Raw genomic sequence first — 14,486 nt, forward strand, 5'->3', positions numbered from 1 at the left:
GTCATGGTTCGTTCCCCTTTCATTTTTACTAAGATTCCGTCATCTCAAAAGCAAGCCTGGCAGCGCCAATGAATCCAGCGCGGTTTCCCAACATTGCCCGACTTACTTCTGTCTGAACTCCCAGTCGGTCCAGATGCTTTTCCAGCAAGGGCCACCAGACATCTCCCGCGTCCGCTACTCCTCCCCCAACAATGATCAACTCAGGATCAAGAGGCACCGATATATTAGCCAGAAGAACAGCTAAATCTGCTGTGTAGTCATCTAGCGCCTGAATTGTCTTCAGGTTGCCGTGAGCGGCCTCTTCCACAATCTCGTTCCCAGAACAATACAGTTTTCCGGTGCATTCACTACCTCGACGTAACAGGGCGCTACCTGATACGTATTGCTCAGCACATCCCTTTTTCCCGCAATTGCAGAGGTGACCTCCAGGAAACAAAATACTGTGCCCCCAATCGCCGCCGCTCCAATGAGCACCTCTACACAAGAGGCCATTTTCCATATACGCGCCTCCGACCCCTGTTCCCAAGGTGAGCATGGCTAGGCGCTGCTTACCCTTCCCGGCCCCCTGCCAAGCTTCTCCAAGTAACGCAGCGTTCGCATCATTATCAGCAACCGCACGTAAAGCAAGCTTTTCTCTAGCCCACCTCACCAAGGATGTACCCTGCCAGCCAGGTAGGTTATCTGTAGCGTACACAACTTCACCGCTCTCCACATTCACTCTGCCAGCAGTAGCAATACCTAAAGCGCCTATACCTACAGGGGTACTCACACTGGTATCCCCAAAAGAACGCATCAGTCCGAATACAGACTCAGATACACGCGACAACACCCAGTCACGCCCACGGGAGGCATCTGTATCCATTCGAATTTCATCAAGTACAGATCCATCCCGTGCCACTATGGCGGCCTTTACAGAAGTCCCTCCAATGTCGATCCCAATGACTTTGTTCAATGCAACTGCCACCACCATATCCTCCTTGTTCCCCCACATAAAAGCTTACGAGCTCTTAGCACAAACCTTCTATAGATAGAAAAACATGATGAACTGTCGGAGCGTGCCGTATTCCAATCCACAATCGCAGAATTTCAATAACTTCGTTCAATCACCGCTCTCGCTGTTTTTTCCTTCATTTGTTTGGTGTGACTCGTGTGCTTGCGAGCAAGTCCTTCACAGATGAGGTCAATCACGAATAGCTGTGAGATTTTGGCGCCGATTGAACCGCCTTCTATCGGAGCTTCCTTCCCTGCGGTCAGTAAAACAATATCTGCAATGGAGGTAATAGGTGATTTTGCATAATTCGTAATTGCGATAACTGTTGCACCGTTCTGCTTGGCCTTGTGCAGCATGTCGTTCGTATCCAGCGTACTTCCTGATACACTGATACCAATAGCGACATCACCAGGACTCATGGACACCGCCATCATCGACTGAATATGTCCGTCTGCCACAGCCTCGGCGCGCCGCCCAATCCGCAAGAAGCGGTTTTTAGCATCCTGCGCGGAAATGCCAGATGCACCTACCCCGAAAAATTGAACATAACCCGCTTGATCGAGACACGCTATCGCACGACTAAGCTCCGAACGATCCAAGAGCCCCATACTGGAATGCAATATATCGAGCATATTGTGATACACCGTGCGGGTAATATCATGTTCGTTATCTGGGTCGATGTTCTCCTCGCTCATATCAGTTTTGCGATAAGTCTGGTTTTGTGCCAACGACAATCGGAAATCCTGATACCCTTTAAAACCAATTTTCCGGCAAAAACGCATAACAGTCGTTTCGCCTGTACCTGCAAAGTCAGCCAGCTCCGTCACGGAGAAATATATGATGTCAGCGGGGCACTCCAGTACGCACAAAGCGACCTTTTGCTCCGATTTCGTTAATGAAGGATAATACGTGTTAATTCGGTCGTTCATCTCCATAGATGCATTTCACTGCCTTCCTTGCGGCATCGGCAAACCGCTGCGTAATCAATTGGGGTCTAGTAATCGCCGAGCCTACAACCACTGCATGTGCACCCAGCCGAAACGCTTCCTCTACTTGTGCCGGATCATGGATTCTGCCCTCTGCAATGACAGGAACAGGAACCAGCTCTGATGCTCTCCGAACTAATTCCAGATCCGGACCCTCTATCTGAGTAGAATATGGCGTATAACCGGATAACGTCGTGGATACGCAGCCTATACCAAGGGAAGCCGCATGAAGTGCTTCCTCTAGTGTCGATATATCCGCCATGGAAGCGACTCCGTGCTCATGGGCGTAATCTATGAGGTGTTTCAACTTACACCCCGCTGGGCGCGGTCTCAATGTGGCATCCAGCGCAATGATATCCGCACCTGCCTCCACCAGTTCCTCCATTTCACGGAGGGTAGGCGTAATGTAAATATCAGAATCATTATAATCCCGTTTAATCAAACCAATGACTGGTAGAGGGATCGCCTGTTTAATCGCACGTACATCCGATGCACCATTGGCACGAATCGCTACAGCTCCACCCTCCTGTGCAGCACGCGCCATTTTGACCATAGAATCTGCTCCATGCAACGGTTCGCCTGGTAGCGCCTGACAGGAAACGATCAGTCCATGCCGAACCTTGGATAATACACCTTCCATTCCCATAGGAATCACTCCCTCCCCTCGGCATAATGCCGTACAGTCAATCCAACTTCAAAGGTACGGTTCCACGGCATGTAGCAATCTGTAATTTCCACGCGACCTTCCGGCCCGTTTACATATTCATCGAGCGCCTGCTCCAGCCGTCCGCGAATGACCTCAGCTACCGATCCTCTAGAGCCATCGAGCATAAACTTGTTAAAACCCATCTGCTCCACAATTCCATTATTCATAGCTGTACGTACCACAGCGCAATAACAGGCATCCTCAGCGTAGCGTAGCCCCAGAAATTCCAGGTGTTCCTCCGTAGGACCATAGCGGACATAAAGCATGGACTGGGCAATGACGGTACCGAGCGTATTAGAACTGGTATTCCAGCCTGCATAGCCTGCCAGTTTAAAAAGCAGTCCTTTTTGCTTCAATAGTCTAAGCAGCTTGAGATCGGCGCCGTTGGCGTAAGCTACATCAGCAATTGCAATATATTTATTGGCATCATGCTGCATATGAGCACCGTACTCCACCAGTTCTACCAGATTCCGATGTACATCATATCCGGCCATCGCATGCTGCTGGGATGAAGCTTCTGCCATCGTGTCACCAGGTGTGTTGGCCAGCAAAATCAAATCAGCCTCCGCTGCTGAGGAAGCAATCAGCCCACCTGCCGCTATAATCTGATACTTTAACGTCTCGTAAAAATAACGATCCTCAAAAAGCGGGACTACAAATGCTCCCTGCAAAGCAGACAATCGAGGATATACCAGTGGAACTACATGATTCGTCTGATTCACCCAACGAGCTAGCAACGTACAACCCACTTCGTCTGCCCCCGGGTACATATATACTTTCAAATCTAACCCAAGCTCGGAAATACGACTTCTTAGCCGTTGTTGATCCTTGGCGGTATAGCCGTAGGGAGCCGAATCATCCTGTGGGATGATCATAAAATCAATCACGCCTTCTGCTACCAGTTCCAGTGCTACTTGATTGGCTTCCAAATTCACACGGCGACGCCCTAGATAATCATCCAAAATCTCTATAGGCAAACGCTCATCGATGTACGCTAATTCCAGCAACTCTTCTGCGGTAGCGATCGCTAGCTCCTGACGATGCTCAATGAAACCCTTTCTGAATATCTCACGGCCCCAATCAGCATAGTAGTCTGGTTCCTCATCAGCTAAAGAGTACTGCGGACAACGCATAATCAATTGAAATGCATACAGAGTCAGTTGCGGGTATAGTTGCTTTAACCTGCGAAGACGATTAGCCCTGTTCCTGACCTGCTCACTTGACATTCCGTGTAGCCGAGAGGGTACGATCCCCCCGTACAGCAGCGTATCCATCGCAATAATAGCTCCATCAGCACTCGCCGCACGTTCTTCGAGCCATGCCCATAGTCTGGTCGTATCGCCAGGGGTTTTCTTTTGTCCCATCCATTCCAATGGAGGGCGCTCCATTTCAAGGTCTGTGCCCTGTGCCAGTAAGTAAGGAAATTGATAATTACAGGGCCGCTCATCCAGCGGCACAAAAAGTAATCGAGTATTTGGCTTCACCATACGCTCCACCTCTCCTGAAAATCACCGTTATCCTAACGGCAAATGGTAATTTTCAAGGCAGCTATGCTGCCTTGTCTCTTAACCATCACAAATTCTCACAAGATCAGTCGATGTTTGCCTTGTTCATCCTGATCGACATAGCCCCACTGCACGGCGGCACGGATCGCCGGATTGCTTCCCAGCCGAGCCTCCGCTTCCAGGCAAGCCGTAATACTGCGTCGTAGTTCGTCCACGACCTCGTCCGTCAGAGGCGGCGGCTCTTGTCCGTCAGTTGCTTCGCTCTGCATGAGATTTCCTAGCGACTGCACATCCTTCTGGCGCTCGCTACCGAGCGCAGCTTGGCGCAGCACTTGCCACAGGCTCACGTCCAACTTGGCACGTTCCAGCCAAGGCGCAGCCTGTGCCACGAAGCCTGCCGCCGGATCATCGGCAGATATATTCTGTAGGACGCTCACGACGTAAAGCAGCCGCTCGAAGTATATATCCAGCGCAGGGATATCGCGCATTTGCAAAGCAAGGTCCACATCCTCATACGTGCTGCCGCCCAGTCGGCTGTTCTTGTTTTGGCGACAGAAAAACATCAGTTCATCTGTATGCTCCCCCGCCAACTCCCGCACAGCCCATTCCCAGGACAGCTCTGGCATATACCGCTCACTGTTCCACATATAGTGGGACATCGTAATGAGCGTCACTTTGGAGCACTCCCACTGGTTCATCGGGTTGGCTACCATGCCGGTATGTCCGCAATCTGGAAGACCGGAATACCGTCCGCGCAGTGGATCGAGGAATAACCGATCATGGTCACAATCATTCACCGGAACGTTATCCCACAACCACAGCTCATGCCCATAGAACGCATGATTATCGGCAGCATGCTGGCGACTAATCTGTGGAGCAAAAACAAAGTATCCCGTCCAGAACACCTTAATCTCCGGATGCAATCGCTCCCGGAAATCCTTTTTGTATTCGGTATCCCAATAGGACCAATATTCCGAAGGACAGACTGTCAGCGTAAATTCAGGCAGCCGTTCAGCCAACCATGTATGAACCTTATTCGTCAAAAAGACATGGGCGTGGCCCGAGCGGCCCAGCAAATGTCGATTTTCTCCTTTAAGGACATAATCAATGTCATCCATTAATATAGAAAAATGGCGCACGCCAATCGCCATCATGGCCGCCAGCTTTTCCGTTAATTTGAGGAAATCTTCATCGCTGCCAAAACTCAGGTCATTCCCTGGACTGATACAATAATGAAAATCAACCTCGTGCCGTTCACAGGCTTCCTTTAATTCGCGGATTTGGGCAAACGTCTCCTCAGGGTACGGTTCCCTCCATAGCTCACGATGATATGGATCGTCCTTGGGAGCGTACATGAACGTGTTCATCCGATGTGCAGCCATAAAATGGACGGCATCCAACCGATCCGCAAAACTCCACGGTTTTCCGTAGAAGCCTTCAATGATTCCTCTGACCGGAAAGGAAGGCTCATCTCGAATAGATATCACCGGTAGCGTACATCGTTCCTGTTCTACTTGAAGCAGGAGATGCAGGGCATCCATGCCGTACTTGAGCCCTCTTTTATTGGACGCATGGATTTCAATTCTACCTTCCTTCTGAATGTCCAAACGATATCCATCTGCAGTAAGCGTTCCGTCATACTCAAGTACCAACTGCACGCTTCCCCTTGTTTCAGTCGGAACACCGGGTCCCGGAGGTGCAATGAGCCTGATCGGTCCCTCGGGGTCCAGTGCACCTTCATATTCCTGGTTCATTGCGAAGCGAGAGGACAGTTCACAGATCAGGTTCGGTTCAGAGATAACCAGTTTGTCCCCACTGTCATACACATCACGAAAATAATATTGAATCTCCTGCGGTGTTAGCCCTACACCCGAATTAGGCCGCATTCCTTTGGACAGTTCCATCGCAATCGTCTCCTTCCATTTACAGACTCTCCGTAGCCGAGACTTGAATTATCCCTTTACCGCTCCCGCCAAGCCTTCCATATAATAGCGCTGTGTGAACAGGAACAATATAATGATCGGCAATACCGAAATCATTGTGCCTGCAGCAATCCAGCCAAAATTATAAGCAAACTGACCATTGAGATACGTAAGTGCAGCTGCCAGCGGGTATAGCTCCGTATCGTTCAGAATAACGATAGGCCACAGGAAGCTGTTCCAGAACGACATGGCCTCCAACAGAGAAATCACAGCAAGCGCCGGCTTGACCAGCGGAAGCACCAACTGCCACCAGATTCGAAACTCCGAAGCACCGTCCATTTTACCCGAATCACGCACGTCGGCGGGGATATGAATAAACGTCTGCCGCATTAGAAAAATGTTGAACACAGAGACTGCCCCAGGCAAAACTACACCCATATATGTATTGCCCAGATGAAGTCCTTGAATGGTCAGATAATGCACAATAAATGCCGTATAAGAAGGAATAATCATTGTAGCAATCAGCAACGTAAACACCACATTTTTACCTTTAAAACGAAATACAGCCAGGGGATATCCCGTCAAACTGGCCAGTATCACATTGAGCACAACGCCCAACACCGTAATGATGACTGTATTCAGCATATATTTAGGAAAATCCATGAACTGCCACACCTGACCATAGTTGTCGAAATCAATAAAGGTCGGGAAGATTGCAGGCGGCGTTGAAAAAATATTACGACCTGGCATGAGGGATACACTAAGCAGCCATAGAAACGGTCCCATTAAAAAGAGGGCTAGCAGCACTAAAAGCAAATACATTATCGTCATTCTGAGCACTCGACCAAGACTACGCATGATGCGACTGCTGCTCTCCTTTTTAGGAAGAGACGAGTGTAGCATTTTATCATTCTGTAGATTCATCAATAGGGATTGACACCGCCTTTCCTATTGAATCGGAATACGATAATACTAAGTACCGCAATCATTGCACCGACAATTAAGCCAAGTGCCGAAGCGTACCCAAAATTAAACTGCTCCATCCCCTTTTGAAAAATATACAAGCTGGATGTCAACGTGGCCGTTCCCGGTCCACCCTTGGTTAACACATATACCTCATCAAAAACACGAATAGCTGCCATAAGCGATATGAGGGTACAGAATAAAACGTAAGGTTTTAGCAGCGGAAGCGTAATATGAATAATCAAACGCCATCGACTTGCTCCGTCCACCCTAGCGGCTTCGTATAGATCATGAGGAATGTTTTGTAATCCTGCCAGATAGAGCATCATATAATACCCGAGTCCCTTCCACATCGTGATGAACATCAGTACATACAAGGCTAAATTACTGTCCGATAGCCAGTGTATGTCTTTGCTTATCAAACCTGCTTGTATAAGCAAATAGTTCACTACGCTGTTATTGCCCAACAGCCAACTCCAAATTAAGGCCACAGCTACCATTGAAGTCACAACAGGGATGTAGTAGGTCGTACGAAATATTTTAATTCCAGGGATACGGCTGTTCACCAGCACAGCCATCAGGATAGAGAAAAGTTGAAGAAAGGGGACAATGAGCACGTATAACAATGAATTCCAAATCGAAATAAGAAAGTTACGGTCCTTAAACGCTGCTTCAAAATTATCCAAGCCGACAAAATGGGTATCTGATATGACAGAGTAGTCCGTCAATGCCAGCGGAATGCTGTAAATAATAGGCCAAAATACAAAGACGGCAAGCAATAACAGTCCCGGCGTCATAAAGGCCCAGGCCGTAAAGGACTCCGACCTCAACCATTTGATCATGCTGCATCACCACCTGATTTTGATAAATGAACAGGGGAGTATTCGCATTACTCCCCTGTCATACCTATTGCTTTAAAATATCGTTTACTTCCTGCTCCAGGGCAGTAAGCGTCTCCTTCGTATCTCTTCCGTTCAATAAAATATTTTGCAAGGCTCGCGCGATCGCGCTGTTCACATCCTTGGCATTAGGCACACCGACCATATAATCTGTCGCCTTATCCAAGCTTTGTGCAGATACTACCTTGGCTTGTGCTTCTAATGATTGGTCAGACTGAGTAAAATACGAGTCTTTAATGGATTCTTTCGTGGAAGGTAGCGTATTGGCCTCTTTAGAAAAAGCCGTTTGACTCTCAGCATTTGTTAAGAAAACAGCAAATTTCACCGCCTCGTCTATATGTGCAGACTTGGTAGGTACGACCAGGTCCATAGAGTTGGAGAGCCGCACATCAGCTTTGCCGGTTGGGACCGGAACAGCAATCGTATTCTTATATACGTCCGGCGCCGCCGTTTTGATAAAATTGATGAACGTCGGACCTGCCAGCTCAAAGGCAACCTGCTCGCCGGCATAATATTTCACTTGCTGTGAAAAATCAGCATCTTCCTTAAGCACGACACCATCTTCCATCTGTTTTTTTAGATTATCAATCATGGTGACTGCGTCTGGAGTGTTGAATGCAGCTGCTGTCTTCTCTTTATTTAGAATGGGAATACCGTCAACCGCAAAAAGCTTGGATACGAGCTGCTGAGCATAGCCAGCCTTACCGATTTTTCTATTGATTTGGCGGCCCCATTCTGACAATTCCTCCCGCGTTTTGGGCGGATGAGCAGGGTCCAATCCAGCAGCTTTAACCAGCTTTGTATTCATGTAAAGTACTTCCGTGCCAGTATACCAGGGTAGTGCATAAGCTTTACCGTTAATAACCGTAGAATTATAAATACCCTCGAAATAAGCAGCCTTTTCCTCGGGCGACAAGTGTTCATTCATATCAACAACAGCACCCTTAGAGCCCATTTGGCTAGCAAATTCCGTATTGAGATTCACTACATCCGGGCTGCTGTTGCTAGCAATACTCGTCAATAACTTATTGGTCACTGCATCATACGGGTAATCCTTCCAATCAATTTTGACATTAGGGTTCTTCTGCTCATAATCGGCAATGACCCGATTAAAATACGGGGTAAATGTAGGTTGTAGCGCAATGGTCCAAAATTGCAGTGTCACTTTCCCTCCGTCTACCTTTTCCGGCTTTGAGCCTCCGCCACCGCAGCCGCTCAGCAGTACAACCAGTGCCAGCATAGATACAAGCAACCGTAACCTGCCTTTCGCTTTCTTTGTCACATGGTGACCCCCTTGTTCTTAGTTGATTAAGGTAAATTATAACAGAAATACCGTTATAGAAGGAACATTTTTTCAATAAAATAAATTTAGAAGGAATAATTTTTCTTTTATTGGATACAAAAAAAGACGCCTCTTCAATAGAGACGCCATGTTTTCCAAATCAACCTACAAAGGATTCACATCTATTAATAATATGGAGCCATGAAAACGTACACCAAAACCCCAGTCAAGCTCACATATAGCCAAATAGGCATCGTCCAACGGGCAATTTTACGATGTTTCGCTACCTGCATCGTCCATCCCCATACAACTGTGAATAGCGCCAGCGGTACGATAATTGCAGCCAGTATACTGTGCGAAATCAACAGCGTAAAGTAAATCGGCCGAAGGATACCCACACCACCATATTTTGCAGTTTCCGGCGAAATGTAATGGAAGGTTAGGTAGGAAAATAAAAACAAAACGGTACTGGCAAAGGCCAGCAGAATAAAGGTTTTATGCACCTTAATGTTTTTCTTGAAAATCGCAACCAATGCAGCCACCAGGAAAATAAATGTGAAGCTGTTAAAAATCGCATTCAACCTTGGGAAAATAGTGAGATCAAAACTAACACTCCCCTGGTATCCGATCGGCGAAAAGAACAGTAGCAAAATAATCACATTGGCTATAATGGAAACGGTGATAATCAAGGCTGTAAAATTACGATTGCTCGTTGGAACGTACTGCTTGTCCTCACTCGCTTTATTCATCATGAGCGTCTCCTTCGTTTAAATTCTGGTTTTCGTTATTTTTGCGGTCATAACCATAATATATTATATAGAACTCATAGATAGCCTGTGAAGTGACAACAGTATGAACAATTTCACAGCGATTCTCCTGAAAATATGCTTCATCATTTGGGAATCGCTCTTATCTCCCCATATCAACGGTAGAATGCATTCATTCTACAAGCTTTATGACACAAAAAACACCGAAAAGGGATCGTTCCCCACTCCGGTGTTGTGTCGGCTATGCAATACGCTGCCATGATATATATCTATTGCTGCCAGACGTCACTGTATTCCTGATGACGCTTGAACAGAGCCAGCGCGTACGAGCAAGCAGGGATCACCTTTTTATGCTGTTCCCTTGCCATAGCAACAACTTTGTCGATAAGCTCCTTGCCAATTTTTTGACCCCGTAACTGCTCGGATACAAATGTATGGTCAATGACCAAAGAGTGGTCATCTACGGATTTATAACCTACTTCTGCAACTACCTGTCCATCATCCACCATGACTACTGCATGGTCTTCCTCGCGAATTTGTCTCATGAGACCAATCCCCTTTCTGACTGAAGAAAATGCCGGTACAACTCCATGCGAACGAGTACTGCAATCACTTGATGCCCACGCTAGATATCCTTATCATTCCCCTATTTAGGGGACAGCGAAACATCACATACATAAAAAAAGAACTATCGTCGACACTATATTTATTCCAATTAAGGTAAAGGGAGGTGCTGTGTTGGGTACGGAAATGAAGCCTGTCATCCCGTTTGAACCAGAACTGAGCGAAAAGGTCCCTGTAGATGCAGGCCTTTGGCGTTACGAAATAAAATGGGACGGTACAAGAATTTTAACGTATCACGATCAGGGCAGCACGCGTCTGTTCAATCGCAAGCAGCATGAACGAACGCTATTGTACCCGGAGCTTGCTCGCTTCTCCTCCTACTGCAGGGCAGATTCAGTCATACTGGACGGGGAGATGATCGCACTTGGTGCCGACGGTAAACCGTCGTTCCATGAAATTATGCGCCGGGATCTGATTCGCCGGACGGATCGAATTCAGGCAGCCTATAAAGCCGTACCCGCTACTTACATGCTGTTCGATATTGTTTATCTAAATGGGGAATGGGTTCATCGCAAACCGTTACAGGAAAGGCTTGAACTGCTGCATCAGATCATCATACCGAGTGAACGGATCCAACTGGCTCCTGCTCATCCTGATGGACAAGCTCTATTTCAGGTTATGTGCAGCCAAGGAATGGAAGGTATTGTGTGCAAAAAACTGGATAGTCCGTACACATTGGGCGGACAGGACAGACGATGGGTCAAGGTCAAAAATTATGGTGATATCATTGCCGTTATCGGTGGCTATACCCTAAACGGAGGCGTTATCAACGCTGTATTGCTGGGCCAGTATGATAGACAAGGAATACTGCGCTATATCGGGCACGTGGGTACAGGTAAGCTGACTCGTGGAGATTGGCGTCAGCTAACCGAGCGCCTCTTGCCACATACCATATCGGAGCGACCTTTTATTAATAAACCGGATCGGCATCAAGACGCATTTTGGGTAAAGCCCATGTTTACCGCCAAGATTCAATATAGTGAATGGCGATGGCAAGAAGGACGTACCTTGCGTCAGCCCTCCATCCAAGCTCTTGTGGATCAAGGTATTGAACAGTGCATCGGACCTTGGAAGTGACGTTTTGCCGATACTTTTTCAAAAAAATGCAGAACAAAGTTTGTATAAATCATTGCAACCAGTGGTTAATTAAATTACAGTTAACTAATTAACTACATCGAGGTGGATCGCATGTTCTTTTTTTTGGACTCCGAAATTCGTCAACTGGCCTATAATCTATTTCCAGGTGGCAATAAGCCGATTGGTGTTTTGGTAGATTTATTTTCTATAACGTACGAAATAAGAAAAAATATGGAAAAACGTTCGCGTGAATTTGGTCTCTCCTACGGGCAATATATTGCACTTTGTGTACTTTCTGCGCAAAGAGATGAAATGTCCTCTCCTTCTGCTTTAGCTGAAAAGATGGGTGTCAGCCGAGCAGCAATCAGTTCTATGGTCATTTCTCTTGAACAAGAAGGATTCATTAATAAATACGACGATCCCAATGACAAGCGGGGAGTGTTTGTTTCCCTGAATGATAAAGGAAGAAGTAAAATTCAGCAGATGGACCCTTTTTTTATAGGGCTGGCTTCACGTCTGATGTCAGACTTTACTGAAGCGGAACTCTGCCAGTTTCAGACCTATTTGTCACGCGTACGAGATGCTTTTGAAGATGTTAAAGGTTCGCGTCTAACCCCCCCCAGTGCCCTCAGAGAGGAGAAAGACAAATAGTGCGAAGACTGAGACAAACTCTGTTCGTCAAACTTGCCCGCAGATCGGCTGGCCGGATGATAACAGCATCCGATTTTAAACCTTCGCATTCTCCTAAAGTACATCGGACAGAGAGGATGATTCCCACCTCTGTAGGTGATTCCAGGGTGATTGTATATGAGCCTTCCCTCAGGTCTGCTGATCCACTCCCCGTATTCGTCAATTTTCATGGTAGCGGATTCATTATGGGCAGCGCTGAAATGGATGACCCCTGGTGCCCGGTCATTGCCGAACGTGCGAATTGCGTCGTCGTTAATGTCGATTATCGCTTGGCCCCGGAGCACAAATTCCCTATTCCGCTACAGGAAAGCTATGATGTGACCCAATGGGTGTACAAGCATCCTAAAGTGCTGAACATCGATCCCCAACGCATTGCGGTCGGCGGACATAGCGCAGGAGGTAATCTTGCAGCAGCACTGTGTCTTATGGCCCGAGATCGCAAGGAATTCCCGATTGTGTATCAGGTGCTGGATTACCCTTCACTGGATATCGCTACAGATCCCAAGCTGAAGCCTCAATTTGAGAAGGCCATTCCGCCTCGCGTGGCAAAAATCTTCAATGAAAGCTATTTGCGCTCGCCAGATGAGGCGCAAAATCCGTTGGCTTCTCCTATTTATGCAGAATCGCTACATGATCTCCCTCCTGCGCTGATCATAACGGCCGAGCTGGACTCCTTGGCTGATGAAGCTGAGTTGTATGCCAAGCGGCTGATTGAAGCGGATGTACCCGTAATGTATAAGAAATACATGGGTGCCGCACATGCTTTTACTCATAGCGGGGATCTCGCTGTAGCTGAAAGTGCCTGGCACCTGATGAGCGACCAGTTGAAATTGGCATTTGAATTTGGGATTGAGGATACTCTGGCAGAGCTGAGGAAATAAAAATAAAAATAAGCCTCCTGCTACCACTGCCTTCATGCAGTCGGGTTCAGGAGGCTTATTTTATATCATTACAAACTGTTAAAAGCTTCTGTCAATACAGGCACAATTTGCGATTTGCGCGATACGACGCCTTTCAGAACAGCTTTATTGTCATCCAACTGTACATTGTAGGCTTTTTCAACTGCTTGGGCTTGGCTTCCTAGCGCAATACCAATGGAATCACTGTTCACAATGTCTGTTACGACGAACAAGAACAAATCAAGATTTTTAGCTGCAATGGTTTGAGCCAATGCAGCTTCCAAATCAGCTTGACGGGACAGCACATCGTTTACGTCTACTGCGTTCACTTGTGCAATTTCCACTTTGCGTCCATTCATCTGGAATTCTTTTGCGTCCAAGCTTACTAATTGCTCAATCGTGTGACCACTCAAATCAGCACCCGCTTTAAGCAAGTCAAAACCGTAACGATCTGCATCTACACCAGCAATTTCGGCCAGTTCGCGGGCAGCGGCTACGTCCTGATCTGTGCAGGTCGGGGATTTGAACAACAGGGAATCGGAAATAATCGCGGACAACATCAGACCTGCGATTTCTTTGGGAATGGCTACACCGTTTTCCTTGTAGAGCTTGTTCAAAATGGTGGCTGTGCAACCTACTGGCTCAGCGCGGAAGTACAGCGGCTGGCTTGTTTCAAAGTTAGCGATCCGGTGGTGATCGATGACTTCAGTTACGCGCACCTTGTCAATGTCTGTTGCGCTTTGCTGGCGTTCATTATGATCGACCAGAATGACGCTGTCTGTTTCAGCAGCAACCTGCTCAACCAGACGCGGCGCGCTCACTTTGAAATAATCCAGCGCATACTGCGTTTCCCCGTTAACCTCTCCCAGACGAACCGGCTCTACGTCCGCACCCAATTTGGTTTTCAAGTCTGCATAAGCAATAGCTGAGCAAATGGTATCCGTATCCGGATTTTTATGCCCAAAAATCAATGTTTTTGCCAACATAATCGACTCCTTCACCTTAAGCATTTTACGTGATTGTGTAACCTCAACAATTCCAATGCAGATTATATCATTAAATCTTGCATTCTCCCATTCCCCTTCGATTGATTTCAAAAATAATCTAGTAAATTCATAACATTTCCATGGAATCTACATGTGAAGTTAACCTTATTTTTTCTAAAAATATAAAAA

15 protein-coding genes (1 of these 15 cut by a window edge) are annotated in these 14,486 nt (G+C 47.1%); 3 read left to right on the plus strand and 12 right to left on the minus strand.

The features are described from left to right. The 11 genes from ACXHJ2_RS21960 to ACXHJ2_RS22010 form a co-directional block, all read right to left on the minus strand. Positions 1–5, minus strand: the 5' portion of a protein-coding gene (locus ACXHJ2_RS21960) for an FAD-dependent oxidoreductase (protein WP_165083171.1). It extends 1,606 nt beyond the left edge of the window; 5 of the gene's 1,611 nt are visible here — the first part of the coding sequence; its start codon is at positions 3–5; its stop codon lies off the left edge, out of view. A gap of 23 nt (positions 6–28) precedes the next feature. Beyond that, positions 29–970: an ROK family protein gene (locus ACXHJ2_RS21965; protein ID WP_238791112.1), complete on the minus strand. Its 942-nt coding sequence runs from the start codon at positions 968–970 to the stop codon at positions 29–31. 116 nt (positions 971–1,086) lie between these two features. After that, the gene (locus ACXHJ2_RS21970; protein ID WP_013369019.1) at positions 1,087–1,926 is read right to left on the minus strand and encodes a MurR/RpiR family transcriptional regulator; all 840 of its coding nucleotides are present in this window, start codon (positions 1,924–1,926) and stop codon (positions 1,087–1,089) included. Next, positions 1,904–2,623, minus strand: a complete 720-nt coding sequence (locus ACXHJ2_RS21975; RefSeq protein WP_013369018.1) for an N-acetylmannosamine-6-phosphate 2-epimerase — start codon at positions 2,621–2,623, stop codon at positions 1,904–1,906. The genes ACXHJ2_RS21970 and ACXHJ2_RS21975 overlap by 23 nt, the downstream gene beginning before the upstream one ends. A 5-nt stretch (positions 2,624–2,628) precedes the next feature. Beyond that, a complete protein-coding gene (locus tag ACXHJ2_RS21980; RefSeq protein ID WP_165083175.1) occupies positions 2,629–4,170 on the minus strand; it encodes a DUF4127 family protein in 1,542 nt (513 codons plus the stop codon). 95 nt (positions 4,171–4,265) lie between these two features. Beyond that, positions 4,266–6,092 (minus strand): protein O-GlcNAcase, encoded by a 1,827-nt coding sequence (locus ACXHJ2_RS21985; RefSeq protein WP_165083177.1) that lies wholly within the window; start codon positions 6,090–6,092, stop codon positions 4,266–4,268. Positions 6,093–6,140: 48 nt separating this feature from the next. Beyond that, entirely contained in the window at positions 6,141–7,034 is an 894-nt protein-coding gene (locus ACXHJ2_RS21990; RefSeq protein WP_165083328.1) for a carbohydrate ABC transporter permease, read from the minus strand. Continuing rightward, entirely contained in the window at positions 7,034–7,915 is an 882-nt protein-coding gene (locus tag ACXHJ2_RS21995) for a carbohydrate ABC transporter permease (protein ID WP_013369014.1), read from the minus strand. Before ACXHJ2_RS21995 ends, ACXHJ2_RS21990 begins: the two co-directional genes overlap by 1 nt. Positions 7,916–7,979: 64 nt before the next feature. Then, positions 7,980–9,254, minus strand: a complete 1,275-nt coding sequence (locus ACXHJ2_RS22000; RefSeq protein WP_025674444.1) for an ABC transporter substrate-binding protein — start codon at positions 9,252–9,254, stop codon at positions 7,980–7,982. 185 nt (positions 9,255–9,439) lie between these two features. Beyond that, the gene (locus ACXHJ2_RS22005; RefSeq protein WP_013369012.1) at positions 9,440–10,006 is read right to left on the minus strand and encodes a DUF420 domain-containing protein; all 567 of its coding nucleotides are present in this window, start codon (positions 10,004–10,006) and stop codon (positions 9,440–9,442) included. 284 nt (positions 10,007–10,290) lie between these two features. Beyond that, entirely contained in the window at positions 10,291–10,566 is a 276-nt protein-coding gene (locus ACXHJ2_RS22010; RefSeq protein WP_013369011.1) for a GNAT family N-acetyltransferase, read from the minus strand. A 193-nt stretch (positions 10,567–10,759) separates the two neighbouring features. Between ACXHJ2_RS22010 and ACXHJ2_RS22015 the strand changes: the two genes are divergently transcribed. The 3 genes from ACXHJ2_RS22015 to ACXHJ2_RS22025 all read left to right on the plus strand — a co-directional run bounded on the left by ACXHJ2_RS22015 (position 10,760) and on the right by ACXHJ2_RS22025 (position 13,293). Continuing rightward, positions 10,760–11,722 carry an ATP-dependent DNA ligase gene (locus ACXHJ2_RS22015; RefSeq protein ID WP_185156542.1) on the plus strand — a complete coding sequence of 321 codons (963 nt, stop codon included), beginning with the start codon at positions 10,760–10,762 and terminating at the stop codon, positions 11,720–11,722. A gap of 111 nt (positions 11,723–11,833) precedes the next feature. Beyond that, positions 11,834–12,373, plus strand: a complete 540-nt coding sequence (locus tag ACXHJ2_RS22020; RefSeq protein WP_165083179.1) for a MarR family winged helix-turn-helix transcriptional regulator — start codon at positions 11,834–11,836, stop codon at positions 12,371–12,373. Continuing rightward, positions 12,370–13,293 carry an alpha/beta hydrolase gene (locus ACXHJ2_RS22025; RefSeq protein WP_165083332.1) on the plus strand — a complete coding sequence of 308 codons (924 nt, stop codon included), beginning with the start codon at positions 12,370–12,372 and terminating at the stop codon, positions 13,291–13,293. The genes ACXHJ2_RS22020 and ACXHJ2_RS22025 overlap by 4 nt, the downstream gene beginning before the upstream one ends. Positions 13,294–13,361: 68 nt before the next feature. Here the strand turns inward: ACXHJ2_RS22025 and ACXHJ2_RS22030 are convergent, their stop codons facing one another. Next, positions 13,362–14,297 carry a manganese-dependent inorganic pyrophosphatase gene (locus ACXHJ2_RS22030; protein ID WP_269203392.1) on the minus strand — a complete coding sequence of 312 codons (936 nt, stop codon included), beginning with the start codon at positions 14,295–14,297 and terminating at the stop codon, positions 13,362–13,364. Between the last annotated feature and the right edge of the window lie 189 nt (positions 14,298–14,486).

It is taken from the genome of Paenibacillus sp. ALE3, from assembly GCF_054113405.1.